The sequence below is a fragment of the Candidatus Woesearchaeota archaeon genome (assembly GCA_016180285.1).
GTDB lineage: Archaea > Nanobdellota > Nanobdellia > Woesearchaeales > JACPBO01 > JACPBO01.
The window spans coordinates 1-24,598 of record JACPBO010000021.1; the positions used below are offsets into that span (position 1 = coordinate 1).

Here is a 24,598-nt window from a genome sequence, read left to right on the forward strand (position 1 = left end):
GATAAAAAAAATAACAGAAGAAGTTGAAAAGCGCGGCTATAAGGATTCTCTTGATTCAGAAATACAGCAGCTTAAAGTGGACACAGCAGCTAACAAGACTAAAATGGAAAGCTTTGAAGCTGAGATTTCAAGGATAATGCAGAGAAAAGAGGGGCTGCAAAGCAGCCTTTCACAGACTGAGGAAAAGATTGAGTCCTTGAATAATGAAAAGCTTGGCTTAGAAGAAGAAAAGTCAGGAAAGCTGAAAGAGATAGCCGATCTTAGCAAAAAACTGGATGAATTCAAAAAGAAAAACAGGATTGGAAAGGATGTTGAGGATATTGAAAAAGAAGTTGAGGCAATTGACAAATATCTTGAAGAAAAACAGAACAAGATACAGCAGTTAAGAGCAGAGCAGCAGGAGCTTTTAAGAAGAAAAGATATGCTCGAGTTCAGCGTAAAATCAATAGACGAGTCAATCAAAAAAGTTGAGGAAATCGAAAAAGAGCACAAAAAAGACATTCAGGATTTGAAGAGAAAGAAAGAAGAGCTTAAGAAGGCATCGAATGAGCTAAGCCAGCTGCTGAATGAAGATTCTTCACTTGCATTGCAGCTGTCAAACTCGAGGGATAAATTAACAAAATTAGTTGAGGAGCTGTCCAAGCTGGAAGCGAGAAGCGTTGGCAGCCAGGAAAGGTTTTTCAGCAATATTGCTGTCAAAAAAGTGCTTGAAAATAAAAGCAAGCTCGGCGGGATATACGGCACTGTAGGCCAGCTTGGAAAAGTGAATTCAAAATACGCCCTTGCATTGGAAATTGCTGCGGGTCCGAAAATAGATGCTGTTGTTGTGGAAGACGACAAAACAGCTGCAAAATGCATAAAATACCTCAAGGAAAACAAGCTCGGAGTAGCAGCATTTTTTCCCCTGAACAAAATAAAGCCCGCCCCTGTAAGGCCTGAAGTTGAGAAATTAAAGTCAAGCAATGGCGTGCATGATCTTGCTGTTAACCTTGTTTCTTATGAATCTAAATTCAAGGATATTTTTTCGCATGTTTTCGCCAATACCCTTATTGTTGATGACATTGATGTTGCAAGAAGAATCGGCATCGGAACATCAAAGATGGTGACAATTGACGGTGATTCTGCGGAATTAAGCGGAGCAATGCATGGCGGCTTTAGGCACAGGACAAAAGGCATTGGATTCGAGGAAGAGGACATAGCCAAAAATATTGAAGGCAAAAATGAAGAGGCTGTCGAGCTAAAAACTCTTGTTTCCGCTCTTGAAAAAAGAAGGAAGGAAGTTGACGATAAGATAGTTTCTTTGAGGACATTCAAGGCAAACCTTGAAGGGGATGTGATAAAAATTGAAAAAGGGCTTCACCTTGAAGATTCAGATCTTGACGCCAGCAGAAGAAAGAAAGAATCATTATCAGCTGAAATCAAAGATGCAGATAAGAAGAAGGATAAGCTTGAAGATGACATCTCTGCCCTGAACAATGAGCTGGCCCAGAACAAAACAAAAAAACAGGATTTAAAAAACAAAATAAATGACTTGAAAAACCCCAAAATACTGGCTGAGCTGAATGCTTTTGAAGAAACTAAAAAGAATCTTGATGCTGATGTCATAAAGAGGGGGCTCAGTATAAAGAATATCGATGACCAGGTACAATCAATACATCTCAGGGACAAGGAAAATACAATAAAAATCCTTAAGCAGGCTGACAAGGAAATTGAAAGCTTTAAAAAGCAGATTGTTGATTTGAAAGACAGGATAAAAAACCAGCATTCTGTTTTAAATGAAAAAGAGGATAAGCAAAAGGAATTTTACTCCAGATTTGAAGCTCTTTACAAAAAAAGAAACAAGATGAATGACGAGATTTCAGATTCCAATAAAAAGATCGAGTCTTTTGCAGCAAGATTAAAAGAAAATGAAACCCTGATAAATGGGCTTTCTATCGACGAAGCCGCAGTAAAAGCAAAGCTTGCCGGCCTGGAAGAGGAGTTCCAGCAGTATGCCGGCGTTAAGCTTGCTTCCCACAAGTCTGAAGAGGACTTGAAAAAGGAAATAAATGAATTTGAAAAGATGAGGGATAATATAGGAAGCGTGAATATGAGGGCATTGGATATTTATGAGGCTGTTGAGAAAGAATTTAATGCGCTTATCGAGAAAAAAGAAAAGCTCGGCATAGAGAAAAAAGATGTGCTCGGCATGATGGCTGAGATTGAGGGCAAGAAGAAAGAGCTGTTTATGGGCACAATGTCTACAGTAAATGACCATTTCAAAAAAATATTCAGCTTGCTCTCAAACAAAGGCGACGCATTCCTTGAGCTTGAAAATGAGCAGAATCCATTTGAAGGCGGAGTCAGGATAAAAGTGAGGATTATCGGAAACAAATTTTTGGATATCAGGAGCCTGTCTGGCGGTGAAAAAACACTTACAGCGCTTGCGTTTATTTTCTCAATACAGGAGCATCAGCCGGCATCATTCTATGTTCTCGACGAGGTTGATGCTGCCCTTGACAAGCACAATTCAGAAAAATTTGCAAAGCTGATAGGCCAGTATTCTGAAAAGGCGCAGTATCTGATGATCAGCCACAATGACCATGTTATTTCAGAAGCAGATACTTTATATGGAATAACAATGGATGAAAACAAGATAAGCAAGGTTGTCAGCATGAAAATATGATTCATAAGCTATATAAAATGCAGTAAAAGCTTAATTTTATGGCAAAAGTAAAAATAATATATGATAAGGAAGCATGCATCGGCTGCGGAAGCTGCGAAGCTGTATGCCCTGAAAACTGGAAATTAGAAGGCGATAAGGCAATTCCTAAGAAGCTTGAGCTTAATGATGTTGGCTGCAACCAAGAAGCAGCAGACAGCTGCCCGGTTTCAGCAATAAAGATAGTTAAAAAATGAGGTAAGAAAATGAAAGGTAAAACAATAAAAACTAACAAAATAAAAAAATCAAAGGAAATAATAGGCAAAATTACAAAAAACATGCCGATCGGAGAAGTTGTTCTAAAATACCCGGATACCATAGCTGTTTTCATGCAGCATGGCCTGCACTGCATCGGCTGCGGAATTGCCCAATTTGAGAGCATAGAGCAGGGAGCAGCTGCGCACGGCATAAACCTGGATAAATTAATTAATGACCTTAATAAAGCAGCATCTAAGAAGGGTTAAAAAACTCAGCTGTACAGCTCCAGCACTCTTTTTATCTTGTAAACAGTTTTCTCCCATGAGAATTTCTCAACTATTGTTCTCCTTGCTTCTTCGCCAAGCGCTGACCTCATTTCAGGATTCTTAATAAGAAACTCTAATTTTTTAGATAAGACATATGAATTCTGCTTTGGAAACAAAAGCCCGTTTTTTCCGTCCCGTATGTATTCTTTTACAACTCCCACCGGAGTGCATACAACCGGCAGGCACGTTGACATCGCTTCCATTGTTGACAGCGAGCTTGTCTCTGTCAAAGAAGGCAGGACATAAATGTCCATTGCCTGCAGATATGGCACAACATTATTCACTGCTCCGCTTAAAATAATGCTTTTCCTTCTCCCGAATAATTCTTTCAATTCCTTTCTTCCTTCTCCTACAATAAACAGCCTTATATTCTGGTAAGTTCTTTCAAGCCTTATGAACGCCCTGTATAATGTAAGCAGGTCTTTTTCAAATCCAATTCTTCCGACAAATCCTATGACAATGCCGTCTTCAGCCAATCCTAAATTCTTCTTGGATTGTTTTTTATTTGTTGACGGAATGAATTTATGGACATCAACTCCCAGCTGCACAACTGTCTTTTTTGTCTTTATTCCCTGCCATGTCAGCAATTCAGCTGTCTGCAAAGAAGGAACCATTATTATGTCGCATTTATTATAAAGGAACCATGCAATTATCTTGACAATTAAGTGCGTCCACCATCCAATAAGCCTGTTTCTTGAAATGCTTTTGCTTACAAGCTCCCATTCTATTGAGTGCATGTATGCTATTGTTGTCTTTTTCAGCCTTTTTGCAATAAAAATAGTGGCTGCGCCGATTGGCCCTATTGTCTGCGTCCAGACTAAATCAGCGTCTTTTACAAACTGATTTATGCTCTTATATACAATTCTCGGCGGGTTATAATCGCCAATCCTGAATTCATGCACTCTTAGCCTTATTACTTTCACGTTTTCTATTTCTTTGTACTCTCCTTTAAAATCAGGCGCAAGCACTGTAATGTCATAACTGTCCTTTATGGCCGGCAGTATCTCTGACAGAAATCTTGAAACACCATCCCACCTTGGCAAAAACGAGTCTGTTGCAATCAAAAGTTTCGGCTTCATCTTGTTACCTTTCCTTCCAAAACACCTCTGCAAATCTGCATTTGTTTTTCAGGCCGTTAACTATTGCCTTTAAATAAACGCTCCACAAAAGGAATAATAGAGAAAGCTTCTGGCTTTCAAAACAGTTAAGCGCATTAATCTTTGTCTCAAATGTATCTGAAATATCAACAACAAGCTTTGGAAGGTTCCTTCTTCCTATCTTCAATATATTCCAGATTGCAAAGCTGTAAACATGCCCTTTGTATTGCAGCTCATCAACAGCTTCAAGAACAAGTTGATGCGCCGCCCTGTGGTCCGGCAGCGGGTCATCCGACATATGCGTGAATATCTTTGAAGGCCTTAATTTTTTAATCATTTTTTTAATGTTTTCTTTTGCATTTTTTTCTTCTGCTTCTAATTTAAATTTTCCTTCCTCTAATCCGAGAAAAACAACCCCTTTGCCGCCGATAACATCATCTGCCTTTTTAGCCTCTTCTACTCTTGTTTCAACCGCCACCTTCCTCTGAAAATGAGGGTGGCTTTTTTCTCCATAGGACAGTATGATTGTATAAACTTCCTTGCCCTCTTTCGCGTATTTTGCCAATGTGCCTCCTGGCCCAAGTATCTGGTCATCTGAATGCGAGCATATTACAACTATTGATTCTTTTGGCATAAGCCTTGTTTTGGCTGAAGTTGTTAATTAATCTTTCTAAATTCAACCTTGAAAATAAAAAGATTTATAAAGGGAAAATACTGGTTTACATATGGCCATAAATCCTGTTTAGGGCTTCTAAAAAAGAAAATGAAACTTTCAAACAGCATAATTGAAAATGTAGTCAAAGAAGTCGCTGGCGAAGACACGATTCCTTTAGTCAGGTATCTGAAGAACAAGAAGAACGTATCTGAATTCAAAATAGCAGAAGCTGTAAAGCGTGAAATAAACGAAACACGAAACATGCTGTACAGGCTCTATAACGCAAATCTGGTCTCTTTTAACAGGAAAAAAGACAAGAAAAAGGGGTGGTACATCTATTACTGGACTTTCAACAGTAAAATGGTCAAATATCTCTTTTTTGACCTGAAAAAGAAGAGAATAGAGAAGCTTAAAGAGAGGCTCATAAGGGAAAAAAGCGGCATTTTTTTCATCTGCAAAAACAAGTGTATCCGCCTTATTTTTGAGCAGGCTGTTGACTTCAGCTACAAATGCCCTGAATGCGGACAGCTCCTTGAGCAGGAAAACAACAGCAAAACAATAGAAGATATAGAGAAAGAAATAAGAGATCTGGAAAAAGAGCTGGCTAAACGCTGATTATCTTTTTTTGCCTTTCACTGCCTTTTCTATCCTGTATTCCTCTTTGACTATCTTGTTGGCCATGTTTTCTATATGCATCTCTACCCTTGCTATTCTCCTTTCCATAAGAACGAGCACACGCAAGCTGTAGACTATTGCAGCCAATGTCCCTATTATAATCGCCAATGTTATCCTTATTACAGCATCTGTTCCTGCCAAAGCAACCATCAAGCTCACCTCTTTTATATAATGATGAATAGCTATAAAAATCCATAGTATATAAATTTTTGGTTTTTTTAAATGAGAACAAATAACTTTATAAACTGATTATAATTTCTAGCTGCTATGAACGTAAAAGACCTGGAACCAAAACAAGGCAATGTTGACATTGTGCTTGACGTAGTAGAGGTCTCTCCTCCCAGAGAGTTCAGCAAGTTCGGAAGATCTGGTAAAGTGGCAAATGCAACTGCAAAGGACCATCTCGGGGATGAGATAAAGATAACTCTGTGGAATGACCAGATCGAAACAGTTAAGGCAGGTGACAAGGTTCACATTAAAAACGGCTATGTGAATGAATGGCAGGGTGAAAAGCAGCTTACAACTGGAAAGTTCGGAACATTAGAGGTTGTCAGCTCTTCTGCGCCAAGCGAGAATAAAGAATCAGGGGAAGATAAAGAGATTTTTTCAAATATAGCAAAGGAAAGTGAAGGGGAAGATATTGATTTTGATGAAGAAGAAATTTGATCCTGTTATTGAATTCTATTTTTTTCTGAAAAAAGCGAAAACCATATAAACAATCATAAAATTTAATTCTATAATGGGACGGTAGCTCAGCCTGGGAGAGCACACGGCTGAAGACCGTGGAATCAGGAAGCAATGCTTTTTGATGCGGACTGTCACGGATTCAAATTCCGTCCGTCCCACTTTTATTTCTTGCTTTTTTCCCTTAATGAAATGGTCTTATATTCCTGCAGGCCCCAGTGTAGCTAGTATCTTCCCGGAGATCAGATTGAATATTATTGTAATTATTCCTGCAATTACGCAGTAAAGCACAAGGCTTTTCATCATGTTATTTCCAAGAAGATACTTTTCATTTAAAGAGTCAGATCCGTTCTCTATCCCGTTTTCAAGCACAGTCAGCAGATAAATTATCTGTACAATGTAAATTCCGACAACAAGCTGAAAGTAATAAGGAGGAATCCCTGGATTGCCGAAAATGTCCGGAACTTTCCCCCCTTCTGTGCTCACTGCCTGCATTCTAGTCCCAATTGCGCCAAGTATTGATGTTATCATTGACGTTATTCCTATTACAATGCCCGATATCACCGGTGTCAGAAAATTTATCTGTGATTTCATCGAAGAGATTATATCTGCCATCAGGTCTTTCAGCCTTTCATCAACTTTATGTATCTCCTTTATGTAACGGGAAATATTTGTCAGAGATTGGGCTGCAATCCTTGCTCCCTTTTTGGAGCTTTCAACCAGCACTTTCATCGAGCTTTCAATTATGTTCGAGGGGAAATCCATCAATGCGCCGTATTTCTGGTCAAAGATTGACTGCTGAACGCTCATGCCAAGCCTCCTTATATTTTGGTCAACTTTCTGGAAAAAGCTTCCTGAAACCGTGCCTTGCATATCGTCAGCAACCTTGCCAAATGCAATTTCCGCAGGCAAGCCATCTCCAAGTCGGGAGCCAAGCGCAAATAAGGCAGAAGCAAATTCCGTCTCCAGTCTTTTCGAATCCTCTCTTATTTTCATCAAATGGTCTGATCTCAGCTTGAAATAAATTCCAATTGCAAGCCCCAGGCCCAGAGGCAATAAAAGGCTGAACAATGCTGCTATGGGGCTGAACGGACCAATCTTTGTTACATTGTCTTTTGCAAGCCTGTAATCAAGCACTTTCATCTCGCCAAAATCGCCCAATTGTATTGCCGGGTCAATATTTGGCTGAATAATGTGAAGTATAATCGGGCTTAATCCAATAATGAATAAAACTGATGCAATAATAACTGATGCAATAATGGGGCTGAGCAGAATTTCCGATTTTCCAATTTTTATAACTATGTTTTTATATCTCCTTAACTGCGGATTGAACTCAGATATGTCAGTATCGCCATAGCCCGTCGGCCTTTGTGACAGCACATTTTTTCCTAAATAAAAAACAGCTATTGGCAATGCAATATTATAAAGAGCCGCTAAATGAAACCACTTTACGCCCTCCATAAAGCTAACAACTAATGGCAGTATGACCAATCCGAGTATCGGCAAAATAATGCCCAGCATGTGCAGCATTGTAATTGGTGATTTAAGATTATGGGCGTAATGAAGCATCTTTTCATAAGTTTCCTCGAGAATAACTGACAATGACTTATCCAGCAAGCCCAGTCTTCTTGCCTCATCTCCCTCATACAGCGATGATTCAATTAAATGCATTGCTTCTATAAACTCCATATTCCACTTTCTCCACGATTCAAGATATGCCTCTAGAGAATCTTTTATTGACTTGTACTTTTCAGTTTCAACATCCCACAAAACCTTTTTCAGGTCCAGAGAAAGCGGCGGAGTAAGGTGATTTGATGCAAATTCAATTGCAAGCTCCAAATTCGATGTATGCCTCATATAAGTTACAATATAGAATGTGCACAGCACCATTTGATTGGACGCCTTCATCCTCCAGCTGTTGGCAAGGTATTCTGGAATTTTTTGAAGCGGCAAAATCATTATCAGGCCAGCCATTACAAAAAACATTACAAAAAACAATCCGCCAGTCAGCACAAATCCGAATACAGACCCAAGCAGTGCAACAACAAACGGCATCAGCAGCGAAAAGCTTTGAACGCCGGCAGGAGTTACTTCAAGATGCGCGATTTTTATTGATTCTTCAATTGAAGGAAGAGCTTTCTTGCTCGGCTGCATCTTGAGAATTTTCTCGCTAATGTTGCAGAGCTGCTCATAAATCGTATATTGCCTCGGCATCAGCTCTTTTTTGAATGTTTTATATTCGCGGGAAAGCACTTTTGGCGTGCCTGCTTCCTGCTTTCCTTCTATGGCCAGCTTTATCTTATCTTCGTACCTTTTTTTCAAATCGTCAAATCCCAGATTATCCATTTTAGCTTTGCCTAGCTGACCTCTTCAGCCATTCATTCCAGTCAAAAAATATTCTTTTCGAATCCAAGAATCCAACTTCTTCTTTTACGGCATCGGATATTTTATGAAATTCATCATTTGCTAAAACAACAAACTTTGCTTCAAGCAAATCAGGCATTTTTGACTTATCAGCTGCATCAACTATTGCCTCTTTTATTTTAGCCCTTAGCAGTATGTTGTCCCACACAGCATCCCAGTTGCCTGCCCATTCCTTGACATTGCCTGCTATTGCTTTTAATATATCAGAATCTCCGTTTACCAAATCCTTGCTTGCTTCCAAGCTGTCTGTTTTTGAGTTGTACTTCATTAAATCTACAAAGCCGCCTTCAGCCAGAGGATCATCTTCCCAGAATTTCCTTACTTCAGTTATTTGTGTAACTCTCCTCCATCTGTGCAGCCCGTCTGCCGATCTTATTGGATTTGCAACAACTATAATATCGGTTGCCTTGAAGCTTGTTCTTGGCACTCCTAAATCATTGACAACCCTGTCAAATACGCCGTAAGGAGAATCGCCATGTATTGTTCCTGCAACAACATTTGCCAATGCACCCACCCTCATTGCCTCATAGAGTGATTTTGCTTCCATCGAACGAACTTCTCCGACAACTAATGCAGAATCCCCTAATCTAAGCGTTGACCTTATTCCTTCATCCGCAGAAACTTCAGTTGTTCCTTTAGTTAAAGCGCTCGCAACTTTCATTGACTGGATGTTATAGCCTAAATCTCTGAGAGCAGATACTGGCAATTCTAAAGTGTTATGGGCAACCATATTCTCGCAAACAAAGCTCTCGCATTCTGGTACAGAAATGTCGTACACAAAATCTTCAAAATCTTGGAGTACATCTATTGCCTTAACTTCATCCCAGAATATGTCTGAAGTCGCAAGATTTGTTAGATTGGCTTTTAGTTTGCTCTCTTGCATTAATTCAACAATTTGAGCAAGCTTGGTTTTGCCAATATTGTTATCTCTCTTTATATAATCGTGATAATTTAGTTGTTTATATTCCGTCCAAAGCGACCTTTTAGCTTCTAAACTAAGAGGCACAATATCAGAACTGTCGTGAGTGCTGAGTTTAGAGCATAATTTTCTTAGCTTTGCTATTTTATATTCTTGCAAAAAGCCTATATTTTCATAAAACTTAATGAAATCTTTCAATGTGCTGATTGCCGCATTATAAGTGCCATCTTTTCTAATAGTTCCAATCCTAAGATTGATGCCAAAGACAGAAAGCAAGAATTGCAGATCTTTTAAAAGATTCATGGACGAAAGCGGGATAACGAGTTCCTTATCTGAAGCACAACCATCCCCTGAAAAAATTCCCTTTAAAACAAAGGCTATTTGCTCTTTCGAAAGACTATAAACCCATTCGGGGATTCTTTTTGTGTATGCATCGCCTTCTAAACTTAGGCATTCCTTCATCAATACCTTTAATGGCTTTGAATTCATCATGTAAGAACTCCCATCAGAATGCAGCTTTCTTTTAATGCCAAACATTTGCGCTGTGTCATCAAACACTTTTCTATCTCCTGCATCATTGCATGATACTATTACTGAATTTCTATCATAGCATCCATCAGCTATCCAAAGGCCGATAAAAGTTAGAAATTCTTCCGTAAGCTCAATGTTTGTTGGAAGTTTCGTAATACTGTTATTATAGGAGAAATATGCTTCGCTTCCTGCTTTTAACCCTAAGGCAATTAAAGAGGATAATATTGTTTGAGGTAAAAATCCTTTCTTAAGCCAGTTTTTAATTGCTGATTTTCCATATCCTGCTTCTTTTCCAAGATGCTTAATCTCTTTTTCATATTCTAATATTGCCTTTTTAATGGATTCGCCGCAGAAAAAGGATTTTGGAATTTTGACTAATTGCTCAAGCAAATCAAACTTTTGAATTAATTTATTATTGATGTTAATAACCCTTGGCACAGCTATATGGCTTCCTACTTTGAGGTCGTTCGCCTTAACATCTGTTATGTTTGCTTTATCATCAAGCCCAAAAAGCGAGTGATCGCCCGTTACCTTTATAGTCCTTCCAGTTCTCGTGGTTATTTTATAGACTGGTTTCTTTACTTTATGGCGAATGAATTTGCTTGCATTTGCAAGCTTTATCCTTCCTTGTTTATCCATTGCAAAAACTTTTATATTTTCCGGATTCCCTGTAACTTCATGTTCAGTCAAGCTATACCATGCGCCATACTTATTAAACAAATCATCAATTAATGCCCCCATAGTTGTTCTTTCTACCCTTCCATTTCTATAAATGCATAAACTGGAGTCGCTTGTAACACTATCTTCTATGGTTATTATTCTATATTTCCTCATTATGTCAACCATTACTGCCCCCAGCAATGATGTTTTTCCTGCTGATCTTGTTCCTGCAACAAGCATTGTTCTCGATCCATCTATAATGAAACTGAGAATTCCGGCTGCAAGCGGATTCATCATTCCATTCTTTATGAACAATGGCAAAGTCCAGGGCTTATCCCTGTGCCTCCTGAATGCATATGCCAGTCCAGTCGGATTAAGGGGAGATGAAATAACACCCACTCTTGCCCTTGCTCCGGGTATGTGAATTTCTGTATCAAGAATGGGATTTGCTTCATCCAATGGCCTTCCGGAAAGCAGCCTTAACTTTGATGCCCACGACTCAGCTTCTGTGCTTGTCGGAATGATGTTGGTCATGCAGTCCCCAAAATCCTGGTGCACAATAAACATTGGAGTCTTGCCCATTGGGCTGTTGATTGTAACATCCTGCACTTTTTCATCTTTCAATAAAACTTCAATAAGCCCGAATCCAATTGTATATCTGACCAAAATGCTTGCCAGTTCGCTGACCTCCTTTTCCCTTAGCTTCATATTTTTGTAAGATGCCAGTTCCTCTATCAAATCCCTCCCTACATTGAAGAAAACATCTCTCATTCTTTCTGGATCTGTAAACTCTGCCTTTGTCGGCTTATGCTCAGCCATTATCTTTCTTGCAGCATCCAATACGTCATACTTTTCCTCGCTTAGCTTGAATTCAGGCGGAGTCATATGATAGAGATATTGCACAGTGTTAGGAACCCCGAATATCATGACTTCGGTGCCTTCAACATCGTAATTATCCAGCTCTTCTCCATTTTCAGGATAAGCAGCCATTAATTTGGTAAACATAAAATCCGGCTTTATGATCGGGTTGAATATCTTTCTGTAAACAGCCCTGTCCCCGCTTTTGTATCCTGCAAGATAAGGCTGCGCAAGTGTAATCATTTTCGTTTTGCTTAAAAGCTTCAGCACATAATTCAATATTGAAAGGTATTTTTTAGAGCACGGAACATAACGCTCATCAATGGTTTTCTCCAGGATTATTTTTTCATGCCGGATTAATCGCTTAATTTCAATATATGCGTCTATCGGGTCAGACTTCAGCATTTTAAAAACAATATTCTGCGTATCAGCATACCATTTGTCCGCATAAGCCCTGCAGTAAGGGTCTGCTGCGAGATTTTCATAGCCAAAAACATCGCGCTGCTTCGTCATATGCTTGTAAAGCCTTGCTATTTCTGCCAACAGCTGAGTTTGCGCGTAATCATACTCATAATCCCTTTTCTGCGAGAACACTATCTTCGTGATATTGCCTATCTCAGTCAGTACATCTACTGCGCGGGACATGCATGCAGAGGAATCCTCCAGAGAAGGGGCGAAATCCCAGTTCTCGGCGTTGAATTTAAGCACAGTATCTTCGCCTTCCCTCAATACATCATAGTCTTCTTCCGGCATGCCTTCCTCTTTATTTTTCCTTCTTATTTTTTAATAACTCAAGAGCAATCTCAATCAGATGCGACTTATTCCTGTATTTTGTCCTGTCTTTTAATTCAGAATCAATCCATTCGATCAGGTCTTCCTCAATTGTCGCGCTTATTGGCTTTTTCATGGCATTTCACAGCATTATCTTGCAGGGCGCATAATGCACATATATTATAAAATATATTTTACATTATTTTATTTATTTTATAACATACTTGAAAGAAAGAGTATTTAAGGGTTGCGGTTTTTTGAGATTTTCTAAGAAGATGGTTAAATGCACCGGCCGGGATTTGAACCCGAATAAACGGCTCTCTTCTCATAAATGGAAGGCCGTTGTCATTTAATGCAACTGTTACAAGCGTAACCAGTTATGCCATTAGACCACCGGTGCACAGCTTGTAAAGATTATCCTCATTTTATAAAACTTTTCATATTGGCGCAAAAAAAACAAAATCTTTTTATACTTCCTTATCTAAAACACCCTCATGGCGGAAAGAGATATAAGATCCCTTCAAAGGGAAAGAAGAAGGCTTGGCAGAACAATAAGGTCGCTTAAAAGAGAGAATATATCGAAAAGGGATGAAGCTGTAAGGGGCAAAAAAAGAGGCGGCTTTGGATTTGTCCTGCTGCTCATGCTGATCGCAGTCCTTATTTTATGGTATTGGTTCTTTTATTTGAAAAAGTGATTGCAGGCGCAGGATTAATTTTGATTAGCGGAATATTCAAAACATAAGAAAACTTTATATATCCTGCTCACAATTGTATATTTGGGTTTAAAGAACATGGCAATTGATGAAAGATTATTAGCTGAGTTTATTCCTTCTGAAGAAAAATTAACGGAATTAGAGACGCAACCCGGTTTTCCCCTTCCTATCGACACAACAATTATACTTGTGGGTGAAAGTTGGCCGTTTTTAAAAAAACTAATAAGGCAATCTTATAATATCATAAAAGATGTTTTTGAAGGAACTTCTTTGGAATATAAGCTAAGCCTTTATAAGGAATCTATGCCTGCTGAAGAAGAAGCAGCTATGGATTTTTTAAAGAGAAATCGTCAAAAATTTGGAATAAAGGGAGATTACGACGATTTGATGGGGGGAATAACTAATGCGCCTTTTATAATGAAAGAAGGCAGAAAAATAACATTGGAATCAATAAATAGATTTTCGGCAAGGATGTATACCGGAGAAAAGCCAACTATGATAGATAGTTATAATAAAAAAGAAGTTGGTTTTGAAAAAGAAAAAATCAAGAGGTATGATGACCGTACAAGAAAAGTTTTTTTGCAAGAAAAATATGAAATTGAGTTTGAAGTGGGCTTTAAGCAGGATGGTGATGGAAAAAAACTATGGTTCTATTCATTTGGCTATAGAACCACGGAGTTCAGTCAATTATATGAAAAGCTCTATAAGTCAATCGTCAGATCTGAAGATTTGCTATGCTTCAAGAAAGATAGGGTAGAGCATGAAAAATTTGGGATTATTAGATTTTTAACTTAATTTATCTTAAGCATCTTTCAAAGTTCTCCATAAACCTTTCAAAATCCTTTTTCTTTATGTTTGCTCCGCACGCCATCTCATGCCCGCCGCCATAGCCCTCTATCCCGACAAGCGCCTTTTGAAGAACATCTCTCACATTTATTTTTGATGCCCTGAAGCTCAGCTTGACCTCATCAAACCTCTCCCGCCCTATAACTATGATTTTATCAGGATATTTGTGAAGGAAATAATTTGACAGCTCTTTTGTAAAGCTGATCTTGACATCTTTGTATATATACATGAAAGTCTTGCCTTCGGTTTTTGTTTTTAAGGCCTCTTTCAGCAGTGATTCATACTCCTTGTTTATCTTCTCATATTGCTGATAGATGAATTTTCCCTGCGGCGTAGTCTGGTCTAAGATCTCATAAGGCTCGTTTATTCTCGTCAATATCTTTATGCATTTATTGGCAGTATCTGTGTCGCCCTTAACAACAAAAGAAAAGATTTTCATCAGCTCTCCAAGCCTTGTTTCAAACATCATCTTTTCAGGGTCTTTTATATTCTCAGGCAATAAATCAGGGTATTTTTTAGAAAATTCTTCAGCATATTCAGGATAGAACCAGTCTGCTGCTGCCCCTAATGTTGCAAGCCACAGATCGCCGCCTGCAACTTTATAACAAATATATGTCACTGGAACATTCTTACCCTCAAGCCTTGGGTTAAAATAAAGGATTTTTTTCTTTTCCAAAAGTTCATGATGGTCTATCATAACTATCTTTGTCTTTACAGCATCAATGAATTCGTCATCAATCATCGCAATATCCAGCACAAAGATCTTATCCGGCTGGTATTCCTCAGCTTTTCTTATGAACTTGCTGTCAATCCTGGGTGTGGCTTTGACAATAATGCCTTTCCCTTCCTTTATAAACTTATAAAACAGCAGAAATGAGCATACGCCGTCTGCATCATCATGAAAGAAAAACAGCGGCTTAGTGCAGGTTTCAAGCTCTTCTCTGATCTTATTGTAATCCATAGCATCATGGAATAGAGGGTTTATTTAAATATTTACCTTGTTCCACTGGACATCTCTGCTGCTTAACTTTATAAACCCCAAAAGCATTCTCTCCTTATGAACATCCCGTGCATCAAGTGCAAAGGAGCTGATCCTCTAAATGCCTGCGGAAGGTCATTCTGCCCAATAATAGCCAAGTCTGAAGCAATGTTTAAGGTAAAGGAAACAATAGCCACAGACAGCTTTTTCGGCAGCTCTCCAGCGCCTTTTGTAGGCAGAGTAGGCTATCCTTTTGTCAATATCGGGGTATTAAGCCCGCCTGAGCAGAGAGAGGATGCGTGGCTTTTCGACGCCCCGAGATACTGGGCAAATGAAAACTTCAACATTCCTGAAATAATAGATTTCCGCTCTGCTTTGATCAACTCAAGGTTTACAGCAAATGTAAAAGACAGAAGCAAATTACTTGAAATAAGCCGCGAAGTTGGAATGGCTTCTAAGCCAGTTGACATTGAAGTCAAGCTTAAAGATAAGCCAAGGTTCAGATTAAACACAGACCCTTATGTTGCGCCAATGGGCCCAAATGCTGCACTGAAGAAGCTTGAAATTACAGAAAACCCGAAGATTGACTTTAAAGTTGAAAAAGTCGTAGCTGACTCTGACCTAAAGGCAGGCGATGCCTTGATTTACCTTTACAGGCATGATTTTGATGAGAATTTTTTAAGCAAATTGCTGAGCGTTGGAACTCTAGGATTAAAAACGGACAGGAAATTGGTGCCGACTAGATGGTCAATAACAGCAACAGACGATAATATCGGAAAATTCTTAATAAATAAAATAAAAGCATACAATCGGGCGGATTATTGCGCATATTTCGGAGGTTATCTTGGTAATTATTATCTCATACTTTTATTTCCAGAAGTATGGAGTTATGAATTGTTTGAAACTTATCTGCCAAGGGCATCATGGAACATAAATAGCAATGAAATATCTTATATGACTGATTTTGAAACATATAATGGAAGAAAGAATTATGCCGAGAACACGTCAGGAGGATATTATGCAGCAAGGATTGGAATATTGGAAAGACTGCATAACCTAAAAAGACAGGCAAGTGTTCTCTGCCTTAGATTTATTACAGGCGAATATGCTGTTCCGCTTGGTGTGTGGGTTTGTCGCGAGAGTGTAAGGAAGGCAATGCATGCAAAGCCGATTAATTTTGCATCCAAGGAATTAATGCTGAAATATGCCGAATCTCTTGTAGAGAAGAAATTCGGATATGATCTGAAGAATATTCTGAAAAACAGCATTTTACTGGGAAACTTAAAGAAACAAACTAAATTAAACATGTTCATAACTGCACAACATTTATAAAAACATCAGAATTATTCTCCTTATGGCAGCTTTAACATTTGAAAACCTTGAATTCCTTGAAAAAGAAAACGAAATAGTTGTTAATTTCATGAAATATTTTTATTTTAAGATTGAAAAAGAAGAGCTTGAAAGAATAGCCGATTTTAAGATAAGCAAAAACAGCATTTATTTTGAAAATATATCAGAGAAATCCGCATCAAACAAATTCAATATTCTCCTTTCAAAAAAAATAACAGGCTTAAAAAGCAAAATATCAGGAAACAGAACAATCTACATCCATAAAAACTCAGGCATTCCTTTGATTGGCTCAAACAGCTTCGGCCTGGTTGACCGCGGAACATCATTAATAGAAATTAAGCCAATTACAGGCTGCAACTTGGGCTGCATATTCTGCAGCGTAAATGAAGGCATAGGCACGAACAAGGCTGTTGATTTTGTCGTAGAGAAAGACTACATTGTTGAGGAATTCAGGAAATTGGCTGCCTTCAAGGGCATCGGAGATATTGAAGCCCATATAAATGCGCAGGGCGAGCCATTGCTTTATTCCAATCTTGCAGATTTAATCAAGGATTTAAGAAAAATAAAAGAAGTCGGCGTTATTTCAATAGACACAAATGGTGTTTTATTGAATAAAAAGTTGGTAGATGAATTAGCGGATGCTGGATTAACCAGATTTAATCTTTCCCTCGTGGCATTAGATAAGGAACTGGCAAAAAAGCTTGCAGGAACCATTTATGATGTTGAAAAAATAAAGGAAATCGCCCGCTACATAGCTAAGAAATCAAGTTTGCTCATTGCTCCTGTTTTAGTGCCAGGCATAAATGACGATGAGATTGCAAAATTAATAGGATTCTGCAAGGAAATAAATTCAAAAATAGGCCTGCAGAACTTCCTTAATTATCGGTATGGAAGAAATCCTGTAAAAGCAATTCCAATGGATATTTTCAGAAAAAAACTGATGGAGTTGGAGTCAGAATACAGCATAAGGCTTCTTTTAACCAAAGATGACTTTAACATAAGGGAAACAAAAAAGCTTCCAAAGCCGTTTAAAAAAGGCCAGATAATAAAAGCAAAAATAATGTGCGAAAGCAGGCGGAAGAGCGAAAAGATCGCTGTTGCAGATGAAAGGTGCATTACAGTTCCAAACTGCAGCCAGGAGAGCGGCATTGTAAAGCTGAGGATAACAAGAGACAAGGACAATGTGTTCTATGGTGAACAAGTTTAACACAACATAGTAGTGAAAAACAAAAGATTTTTAAATAAAGCCATAAATCTGCTTCTATTGGGATTTTTTCTATTTGAAGAAATTCTGGGGTTTTTGAAAAATGAAAACAATACATGAAGAATATATAAGATTGACTGGCGAAGAGAATGTTCCAAAAGTGATGGTTTTGGATAGTCCAGCTCATAAGGAAGCGATGGATGCTCACGTAGAAGAGCATTTTGATATTTCCGTTCCTATAACAAATGGCACAATAGAAGAATTTCTGGACATACACAAAACTACAGAAGGACTGGAATGCGAGGTTTTGGTGAGAGATAATAAAAAGGGCATTTACTTTGAATTAAAAGGCATTAACGATAGCGAGGTTCGGGAAGCATTAAGAGTCCTTCCTATTGGCGGTGAAATGCATTTACATTTAATGGGAAAAGATAGAAAGGAATTGGCAAGACAGTTAACAGCTTACGTTGCTACAAGAACAGCAGAGCCAATCAAAAAAATATATGAAATAGGGGAAAAATACAGGCAAGATGGACATCAATATGTAAATATAATGATCAAAAATGAACATGGTTTGCATATCAGGCCAGCAGCATTATTTGCTGCAGAAGCTAATAAGTACAAAGCAGATATTTATGCAATCAAAGACGAAAACGAAGTATCTGCAAAAAGCATTATGGGAATAATGACGCTTGCTGCAGAGAAGGGATCGATAATCACGCTTAAAGCAAAAGGGGAAAATGCTGAAAAAGCTTTAGATGGGCTATATGAGTTATGCAATAATGGGTTTTGCGAATACAAAACTAAAACAGGAACATCTTTATTGTAAAAAATCTGCATAGAATAATAGTTTTTTTCAAGTTCTCATCAAAAATTAAAAGAAAAAAGGTAAAACCTTTTTATTGCGCAGCTGCTACAGTTACTTGCTCCATTGTGCAATGTTTTATGGCGAAGTAATTTATGGTACAGGTGTTACTAATAAAGGCAGGTATAAATTATATCGTTTGACAGAATATGATAAGAGGATAACGAAGAGTATTGCTAAGCCCTAGTCAATTAGCTCTTCAATCTCCCTTATTTTCTTAGGATTCAGGCTGACTTCCAGGCCATAATGGGTGGGTTTGGATAAAAGTATCTGCTCACTAAGAAGCTCTTCTATTGCTTTTTTAACCTCTCTGGAAACCCTTAATTCATTGGATAACCCTTTTGGAAGATTATTGATGTTTGTATGCTTATGAAGCCACATCCTTTTTCTGTATAATTTCCTAACAATGAACTTTTTTATAACCAGCCTTTCATCCATGCAAACCTATGAAAAGGAGCACTCGTATTTATAGTTTTCGTTTTGTAAACCATGGTTATTAAAATAGAAACATTTAAATATGTGCTTTATTTTCTATTGCTTACGATGGAAGAGAAAAGCGTATTTGCAGAATACTTCGGGGATTACCCGTTGATCAGAGTACTGGATTTCTTAATTTTAGGCAGGGATATGGATTACAGCATGACGGATATATGCGACAATTCAGGTGTCGGCTGGACAGCCTTTTCCGAAATATGGCCGCGTTTGGTTGAAAAAGGGATAGTAATCTTCACGAGAAAAATAGGAAATGCAAAATTGTTCAGATTAAACGTAAAAAATCCTTGGGTAAAAGAACTGGTAAGAATGGACAGGGTTATTACAAAATTGGAAACAGAAAAATTTATTTCTACAGAAGTTACAATTTAGCCATATAACAAATTTTCTTCAATAATCATAAAAGGCAGTGTGCACCACTAAAAAGCAGTTCACTCAACTAATCATCAATATACTTTTCTCAAGTGCTCATCAAAAATTAAAAGAAAAAAAAGAAAAAAGGTAAAACCTTTTTATTGCGCAGCTGCTACAGTTATGTCTGTCAAGCTTGTGCCGGTTACAGTTACTTCTGCTCCCTTCATGCTTGACGCATACTTGCTCCACTGCGAAGCTACTCTGCTGGCTCTCCTTGTGTCTTCAGCATTGTATCCAGCAACTAGCATTGCAACTTTGTCTGCATTACTATACAGCTTTACCATTGCTTTGCCTTCTGTGAAATCTTTGCCGCATGGGCTCGGACTTCCCATTATTGCTGCTGCTGCTGTGTTTGCGCAAGGTCCGCCTACAATTATGGCGTTCTGAGCTTTGATGTCAGCAACTTCGCTGTCTAGCTTGGCAGTTCCAACATTCCAAACATTGACTGTCTGTGTCTTTGTTCCGCCAGTTGTGGTTGTTGTTGCTGTTGCAGGTCCAAAGTACACATCATAGCTTGCAGCTGCAGACGGATAATACAAGTTTATCTTGTTGCTTCCGCTTGAGCTGGTGTAGTCCATATACGTTCCGTACTTGGATACTCCTTTGCTATCGTATGTGTTCGAGACACTCGTCATTGTAGCACCGCCACCTAATGGTGAGGAAAGTATTGTATCCCACTGCGCTGAACTCGACAGATACGTTACTGACGTATTAATAGTCATATTACCTAATGTTTCTTGAACGTTGTTCGTGTAGGTGCCGTCGTTGTACGCTGTCTCTTCTGTGAAGTTGACTATGTTGCCATTAGATGCATTACCTCCTGTCAAAGGCAAGTCAATCCTCATTCCTCCTTTCGTAGTAATTTTGTTTGTCAATCCTGTAACGTTCAGCCCGGTTAGTGTTGCGTTGTTTTCCATAGTGAATGTATAGACGTTTCCGTCATATCTCATTTCACCAGTTAGATCAGTTCCACCGCTTTCATTATAGCTCCACTCAGTTGTCTCTCCGCCAGATGCAGCTTCCTTAACCTTGATTTTATTCGGGTTTGTGCTGATTTTCTTCAACTGCAGTATGTGCGAATAACCATTGGTGTCAATAATGAAGTAGTCGTTTTCTCTTATTGTACCGGATCTTGCTGTAAGTGCAGGACCGCCAGTTGTGTTAGCTCCGTTGTGTGTAATCAAAGCATTGCCATCAACTGCAAGTGAAGTTCCTCGATTTACATCATCGCTTGTGTTGATTACATTCAATGCATAACTCTGCCCAGCTTTGTTGGTGAACTCAAGCTTTACCTTTTGCTCTCCGCTTGGGTAGATCTTTATAACATCTCTTGACGAAGCCTTCAAGTCAGGTATAATGCCTGTGAATGACATCTTCAGCAATCCAAATACTGGCTCTGTCAAAGAGTCTCCAACTTTCAGGTATTTCCTGTCCACATCAAAGCTGTACGGCTTTATATCAATCCTCAATGTTGACAATAGTGTTTTTCCGCTTGTCATTGAGCAAGACATATCAACCAATGTACCGCTGATGCTTGTTGAAGCTAACTTCACTTCATTTGCACTGATCAACGTCATCTTGTCTGTTCCAATGAACAATCTTACAGCACCGCTTGTTACTGGTGTTGTATAAGCAAATATGTCTCTGACATATGTTCTTATTCCGCCTAGCACAACAGTGTCGCCTGCTGATACTGAAGCAGATTCTCCATTGACCTTGATTGTTGCAGTTGCTGTTGTTGTTCCTGTGTTAACACCAGTTACTTCAACTGGAATGTCTTTTCCGCCAACTGTTACAGTTATAGCTTCTCCTGCGGTGAATATCTGGTCTTTTCCTCCACCATACAGCACAAGCCCGTTTGTTGTATCAGAGCAGTTCAATTCTCCGCCTGTTCCACCAATGCCTGAGCTAGCCCCAGATGCAACTGTGCCAGAGAATGTGTACTCTTTGCCCATTATTGTCAGCAGCTTGTTTCTTAATCTTTGTGTGTTGACTGCTGTTGGGAAGCTGACTTCATAAGAGAAGTTAGCTGTGCTCGGCAGATCAACATACACTACTGGATCATTTAAGCTGTCAGGTTATTATTTGCTTGTATGTGAACTCTGTGCCGTCTTCATCAGTTATTTTGCCGTCTTTCAAGAAAGTCGCCAATTCAGTTGATGTAAGAGACACTTTTGTTGTGTTCATAGAATCTCCAAAATACAACTTCTGTCCAGATGTTTCTACCTTTGCACCACCTTCCAAAACTGTTGTTGTTGCTCCTGTTGTTGTTGTTGTAACAGATGCTGCTTGCAATGCTGTTGCAATGTCAATAGCACCTATTATGTCTTCTGATGCTGCAGCTTTGCCAACTACAAGTACGGCATTGAACTTTCCATCAGTCCCAATAAACAATGGGCTCGGGTACTGACTCAAGTCAGCTGCTGCTACTGCGCCTAGGATTGTAGCGCCTAACATTGCTGCGCCTGTTCCTATTGCAGCGATCCTCTTTATTGCTTTTTTCACGTTCATGCTTAAACACCTCCGTGTTTTCTTAGCATTATTCCAAAAGGGAACATCGTTCCTCTTTTTTCCACAAACTTAGATGGCTGTAGGAAGCTTGCTCTTCTGCAAACTATTCCTATTTCTAAGTTTGCTATAAGCGTTAAACTTAGTTATAAGGCCTATCTAGCCAAAATTTTAAGTTTTCAGATAGTTGTTACCTACAAATAGAGAATCTAAAAAATATCTAAAAAACGTCGTTTTCAACTCCATTTTAGACCTCAGACAGTACCGATATTATGTATATCAGTATACAAAAAATATGCGGAGTGCAGGACTTTCAGTTGCTCTGCAACATTCGAACCTGCGTAGGGACTGACCCAATAGGTGTCTTAATATCATTGGAAGTTGCTTCCTCATTACACCTAAGCTTGGACAATCTTTCGATCTCTATCCCGTTTGGCCACTCCGGCAACTCCGCATAAGCAATCAGAAATCGCGCTATTATATATATTTAACGCAAAAATCTAAACTAAACATTCTTGCTCTACGCCTTTAATTAAATTCCAATCAAGCTTCATTAATTGCTGAACAGCAGGGTTTGATGTGTTTAACTTATATAGGTCTGATTTTCCTACACGCCTTGTTTTAATAACAATGCAGTTCCTTTCTAATTTATCCCAAAAGGTCTGCAATGTTGAGTAGCCGACCCCTGATTTTTTGGCTATTTCTGTTAATGGGTAATCAAAAAGCTGATAAGTTATTAGAAAATCCAGTACCTTTATAAGAGGGGTTTTTCCAAAGACTTTCACAAATATTGTTTCGTTTTCCATTTTCTTTGCCTCACCTAATAGTTATACTTTTATTTATACTTTTAGCATAACTAATATATAAATGTTTCTATTTATGTTTTTAAATTACTAATTTAGAAACATTTAAATATGAGTGAGTTTCGTAAGAGGCATATGGAATCCAATGATGAAGAAAAAATTAGAGCGACAATCCTCTATCATCTAAGAAGAAAAAAAGTAATTGGAGGTGTGCATACTTCTTTTGATACAATAAAAAAGGGTTTTCCATCTCATCTTGGCAAGGAGGTAGAAAAAACTTGTGAAAAACTAATCAAAGAAAATTTAATTTTACCAAAACCTGCCCAGTATGGATTGCAGGTTTCTCTAAATAAAGAAAAGTTAAAAGAAATTGAAGTTATTATTGAGAGATGTTTAGGAATCAAATTCAATTGATTTAAATGTAAAATCTATTTCCCTGCTTTCTTCCAGTTATACTTCCTTAGCCTGGCGCTTGCCCCATAGCCGCATGAGCTGCATTTGTGCTTGCTCATGTGAAATGTCCTTTTCCCGCATCTGCGGCAGTATATCATCCATTATGCAGCGCTTATAAGAATTATCGTATCGCCCCTTACAAAGGCTGTTCCGAGCTTCCTTTTAGTTTCCCCGGCTTCCCTTTCCTCAACTTCATCCAGAACAACATTGATGTGAATGTCAAAAGATCTTATAATGCCGATAAGCTGCTTTCCGTTTTTAAGCTCAACTATTACTCTTTTGTCGCGCCACTTGTTCAGCGCATCTAATGGCCTTGATTGCTCAATCATTTTTACCTCCAAAAAAACAAAATTAATTAAAAGCATGAAATTAGCAATTCTATTTAAATCTATCGAAAACTGACTGTTAAATCCAGGAAAACAGCCTTGCCAGCCACTTAATGAAGGCTCTTTTCTTTGCTGCCCAAAGCAGCATATTCATTTCCAGATCAAATATGCCCGGTATCTTTTTGCCGGTTTCCAGGAGCGCCATCAGGGTTTCCTGCCTTCTCTTCATTCTTAAGATTTCTTCAATGCCTTTTGGCTCATAGCTTTTGTCTAAAATAAGCGTTGCAGCATCTTCCGCGCTTTTTAATGCAAAATAAATCCCCTGCCCTGTAAAGCCGGAAGCAAACCCAGCAGCATCTCCTACCAGAAATTTGTTCCCAAACCTGTATCCTCGGTAGTCGAAGTTTATAATTGCGCCTTTCAGCTTTGAGCTGTCTATTTTAACATTGATTTTTCTGCAGAAATCATAAAAATTCTCCTTCAGGTTTTTTGGGTTAGTTGAGCCGGATCCTATTGACGTATAATTTTTGTGCGGGAATATCCAATGATAGCCCAGCCCATTTTCAAAATTTGTATAAGCCGCCAGCCCATTAAATTCATTCTTTGTAGAATATTCCAGCGTAAAATGAAGCTTCTTTGTTTTCAGGCCAAGATACCTTCTGACAATCGAATTAGAGCCGTCTGCGCCTATAAGATATTTGTAAAAATATTTTTTATTGTTTGCCATTGCAAAATTATCAGTCACTTTGGAAACCTGTGAATTTTTCAATATCTTTGCGCCATTTTTTATAGCGCTTTCCGCAATAATCCTGCATAATTTCTTTTTGTCCACTGTTATGATGAGCGGTTTTTTTGTTCCTTTGAACTCATATTTTTTATTTTCATGATTCAGGCATACTTTTCTGAATTTTCTCTCAATTATGCTTTCCGGGATCAGCCTCAGATCATATCTTAAAACTCCTGCTGCGCATGGCTTAATGCAGAAATCATTGTCTTTTTCCAGAACAATGACTTTCTTTTTGCCTTTTGCAAGAACTTCTGCTGCTTTCAGGCCAGCTAATCCAGCTCCGACAATGACAGCATCATATCTCATTTTGAATTCAATGCCTTTCTCAGAGATTGATCTTTATTTGCCATTTGCTTGCA

At 38.5% G+C, this 24,598-nt stretch carries 26 protein-coding genes and 2 tRNA genes; 13 read left to right on the forward strand and 15 right to left on the reverse strand.

The window, feature by feature from the left end; genetic code table 11:
* The 3 genes from HYU07_04625 to HYU07_04635 all read left to right on the forward strand — a co-directional run.
* Positions 1–2,665 (forward strand): hypothetical protein (locus HYU07_04625; GenBank protein MBI2129499.1); only part of this gene is annotated, 2,665 nt, incomplete at its 5' end.
* A gap of 38 nt (positions 2,666–2,703) precedes the next feature.
* Complete coding sequence (locus HYU07_04630; GenBank protein MBI2129500.1) at positions 2,704–2,898, forward strand: ferredoxin; 195 nt, start codon at positions 2,704–2,706, stop codon at positions 2,896–2,898.
* Positions 2,899–2,979: 81 nt separating this feature from the next.
* Complete coding sequence (locus tag HYU07_04635; GenBank protein MBI2129501.1) at positions 2,980–3,165, forward strand: DUF1858 domain-containing protein; 186 nt, start codon at positions 2,980–2,982, stop codon at positions 3,163–3,165.
* A 5-nt stretch (positions 3,166–3,170) separates the two neighbouring features.
* On the opposite strand, the gene HYU07_04640 is transcribed toward HYU07_04635, so the two are convergent.
* Both HYU07_04640 and HYU07_04645 read right to left on the reverse strand, forming a co-directional pair.
* Positions 3,171–4,304, reverse strand: coding sequence for a glycosyltransferase family 4 protein (locus HYU07_04640; GenBank protein ID MBI2129502.1), 1,134 nt, complete (start codon positions 4,302–4,304; stop codon positions 3,171–3,173).
* 4 nt (positions 4,305–4,308) lie between these two features.
* Complete coding sequence (locus HYU07_04645) at positions 4,309–4,956, reverse strand: PIG-L family deacetylase (protein MBI2129503.1); 648 nt, start codon at positions 4,954–4,956, stop codon at positions 4,309–4,311.
* 129 nt (positions 4,957–5,085) lie between these two features.
* On the opposite strand from HYU07_04645, the gene HYU07_04650 reads away from it, so the two are divergent.
* Positions 5,086–5,592, forward strand: coding sequence for a hypothetical protein (locus HYU07_04650; protein MBI2129504.1), 507 nt, complete (start codon positions 5,086–5,088; stop codon positions 5,590–5,592).
* Here HYU07_04650 and HYU07_04655 read toward each other — a convergent pair whose 3' ends face one another.
* Positions 5,593–5,802 (reverse strand): hypothetical protein, encoded by a 210-nt coding sequence (locus tag HYU07_04655; GenBank protein MBI2129505.1) that lies wholly within the window; start codon positions 5,800–5,802, stop codon positions 5,593–5,595.
* A 117-nt stretch (positions 5,803–5,919) separates the two neighbouring features.
* Between HYU07_04655 and HYU07_04660 the strand changes: the two genes are divergently transcribed.
* Both HYU07_04660 and HYU07_04665 read left to right on the forward strand, forming a co-directional pair.
* Positions 5,920–6,318 carry a hypothetical protein gene (locus HYU07_04660; GenBank protein MBI2129506.1) on the forward strand — a complete coding sequence of 133 codons (399 nt, stop codon included), beginning with the start codon at positions 5,920–5,922 and terminating at the stop codon, positions 6,316–6,318.
* 75 nt (positions 6,319–6,393) lie between these two features.
* Positions 6,394–6,497, forward strand: a tRNA-Phe gene (locus tag HYU07_04665).
* 37 nt (positions 6,498–6,534) lie between these two features.
* Here HYU07_04665 and HYU07_04670 read toward each other — a convergent pair.
* The 4 genes from HYU07_04670 to HYU07_04685 form a co-directional block, all read right to left on the reverse strand.
* A complete protein-coding gene (locus HYU07_04670; protein ID MBI2129507.1) occupies positions 6,535–8,682 on the reverse strand; it encodes a hypothetical protein in 2,148 nt (715 codons plus the stop codon).
* 1 nt (position 8,683) lies between these two features.
* Positions 8,684–12,481 carry a Flp pilus assembly complex ATPase component TadA gene (gene tadA / locus HYU07_04675; GenBank protein MBI2129508.1) on the reverse strand — a complete coding sequence of 1,266 codons (3,798 nt, stop codon included), beginning with the start codon at positions 12,479–12,481 and terminating at the stop codon, positions 8,684–8,686.
* Positions 12,482–12,491: 10 nt separating this feature from the next.
* A complete protein-coding gene (locus tag HYU07_04680; protein MBI2129509.1) occupies positions 12,492–12,635 on the reverse strand; it encodes a hypothetical protein in 144 nt (47 codons plus the stop codon).
* 148 nt (positions 12,636–12,783) lie between these two features.
* A tRNA-Gly gene (locus HYU07_04685) sits at positions 12,784–12,899 on the reverse strand.
* Positions 12,900–12,993: 94 nt separating this feature from the next.
* On the opposite strand from HYU07_04685, the gene HYU07_04690 reads away from it, so the two are divergent.
* Both HYU07_04690 and HYU07_04695 read left to right on the forward strand, forming a co-directional pair.
* Positions 12,994–13,194 (forward strand): hypothetical protein, encoded by a 201-nt coding sequence (locus HYU07_04690; GenBank protein ID MBI2129510.1) that lies wholly within the window; start codon positions 12,994–12,996, stop codon positions 13,192–13,194.
* Between the two features lie 96 nt (positions 13,195–13,290).
* Complete coding sequence (locus HYU07_04695) at positions 13,291–14,007, forward strand: hypothetical protein (protein MBI2129511.1); 717 nt, start codon at positions 13,291–13,293, stop codon at positions 14,005–14,007.
* 1 nt (position 14,008) lies between these two features.
* Here the strand turns inward: HYU07_04695 and HYU07_04700 are convergent, their stop codons facing one another.
* The gene (locus HYU07_04700; GenBank protein ID MBI2129512.1) at positions 14,009–15,019 is read right to left on the reverse strand and encodes a DHH family phosphoesterase; all 1,011 of its coding nucleotides are present in this window, start codon (positions 15,017–15,019) and stop codon (positions 14,009–14,011) included.
* Positions 15,020–15,115: 96 nt separating this feature from the next.
* On the opposite strand from HYU07_04700, the gene HYU07_04705 reads away from it, so the two are divergent.
* From HYU07_04705 to HYU07_04715, 3 genes are all read left to right on the forward strand, one after another.
* Positions 15,116–16,369: a hypothetical protein gene (locus HYU07_04705; GenBank protein ID MBI2129513.1), complete on the forward strand. Its 1,254-nt coding sequence runs from the start codon at positions 15,116–15,118 to the stop codon at positions 16,367–16,369.
* A 22-nt stretch (positions 16,370–16,391) separates the two neighbouring features.
* Positions 16,392–17,594, forward strand: a complete 1,203-nt coding sequence (locus HYU07_04710; GenBank protein ID MBI2129514.1) for a radical SAM protein — start codon at positions 16,392–16,394, stop codon at positions 17,592–17,594.
* A gap of 550 nt (positions 17,595–18,144) precedes the next feature.
* Complete coding sequence (locus HYU07_04715; protein ID MBI2129515.1) at positions 18,145–18,420, forward strand: HPr family phosphocarrier protein; 276 nt, start codon at positions 18,145–18,147, stop codon at positions 18,418–18,420.
* 219 nt (positions 18,421–18,639) lie between these two features.
* On the opposite strand, the gene HYU07_04720 is transcribed toward HYU07_04715, so the two are convergent.
* The gene (locus HYU07_04720; protein ID MBI2129516.1) at positions 18,640–18,894 is read right to left on the reverse strand and encodes a hypothetical protein; all 255 of its coding nucleotides are present in this window, start codon (positions 18,892–18,894) and stop codon (positions 18,640–18,642) included.
* Between the two features lie 105 nt (positions 18,895–18,999).
* On the opposite strand from HYU07_04720, the gene HYU07_04725 reads away from it, so the two are divergent.
* Positions 19,000–19,320, forward strand: a complete 321-nt coding sequence (locus HYU07_04725) for a hypothetical protein (protein MBI2129517.1) — start codon at positions 19,000–19,002, stop codon at positions 19,318–19,320.
* Between the two features lie 140 nt (positions 19,321–19,460).
* Here the strand turns inward: HYU07_04725 and HYU07_04730 are convergent, their stop codons facing one another.
* The 3 genes from HYU07_04730 to HYU07_04740 form a co-directional block, all read right to left on the reverse strand.
* On the reverse strand, positions 19,461–21,416 hold the full coding sequence (locus tag HYU07_04730; GenBank protein MBI2129518.1) for a hypothetical protein: 1,956 nt from the start codon (positions 21,414–21,416) through the stop codon (positions 19,461–19,463).
* Positions 21,417–21,435: 19 nt separating this feature from the next.
* Complete coding sequence (locus tag HYU07_04735; GenBank protein ID MBI2129519.1) at positions 21,436–21,873, reverse strand: S-layer protein; 438 nt, start codon at positions 21,871–21,873, stop codon at positions 21,436–21,438.
* A gap of 497 nt (positions 21,874–22,370) precedes the next feature.
* Positions 22,371–22,676 (reverse strand): hypothetical protein, encoded by a 306-nt coding sequence (locus tag HYU07_04740; GenBank protein MBI2129520.1) that lies wholly within the window; start codon positions 22,674–22,676, stop codon positions 22,371–22,373.
* Positions 22,677–22,808: 132 nt separating this feature from the next.
* Between HYU07_04740 and HYU07_04745 the strand changes: the two genes are divergently transcribed.
* Positions 22,809–23,087, forward strand: a complete 279-nt coding sequence (locus HYU07_04745; protein MBI2129521.1) for a hypothetical protein — start codon at positions 22,809–22,811, stop codon at positions 23,085–23,087.
* Between the two features lie 14 nt (positions 23,088–23,101).
* On the opposite strand, the gene HYU07_04750 is transcribed toward HYU07_04745, so the two are convergent.
* The 3 genes from HYU07_04750 to HYU07_04760 all read right to left on the reverse strand — a co-directional run bounded on the left by HYU07_04750 (position 23,102) and on the right by HYU07_04760 (position 24,545).
* Positions 23,102–23,224 (reverse strand): hypothetical protein, encoded by a 123-nt coding sequence (locus HYU07_04750; GenBank protein MBI2129522.1) that lies wholly within the window; start codon positions 23,222–23,224, stop codon positions 23,102–23,104.
* A 3-nt stretch (positions 23,225–23,227) separates the two neighbouring features.
* Positions 23,228–23,452 (reverse strand): small nuclear ribonucleoprotein, encoded by a 225-nt coding sequence (locus HYU07_04755; GenBank protein MBI2129523.1) that lies wholly within the window; start codon positions 23,450–23,452, stop codon positions 23,228–23,230.
* Positions 23,453–23,531: 79 nt separating this feature from the next.
* Complete coding sequence (locus HYU07_04760) at positions 23,532–24,545, reverse strand: NAD(P)/FAD-dependent oxidoreductase (GenBank protein ID MBI2129524.1); 1,014 nt, start codon at positions 24,543–24,545, stop codon at positions 23,532–23,534.
* Positions 24,546–24,598: the final 53 nt, after the last annotated feature.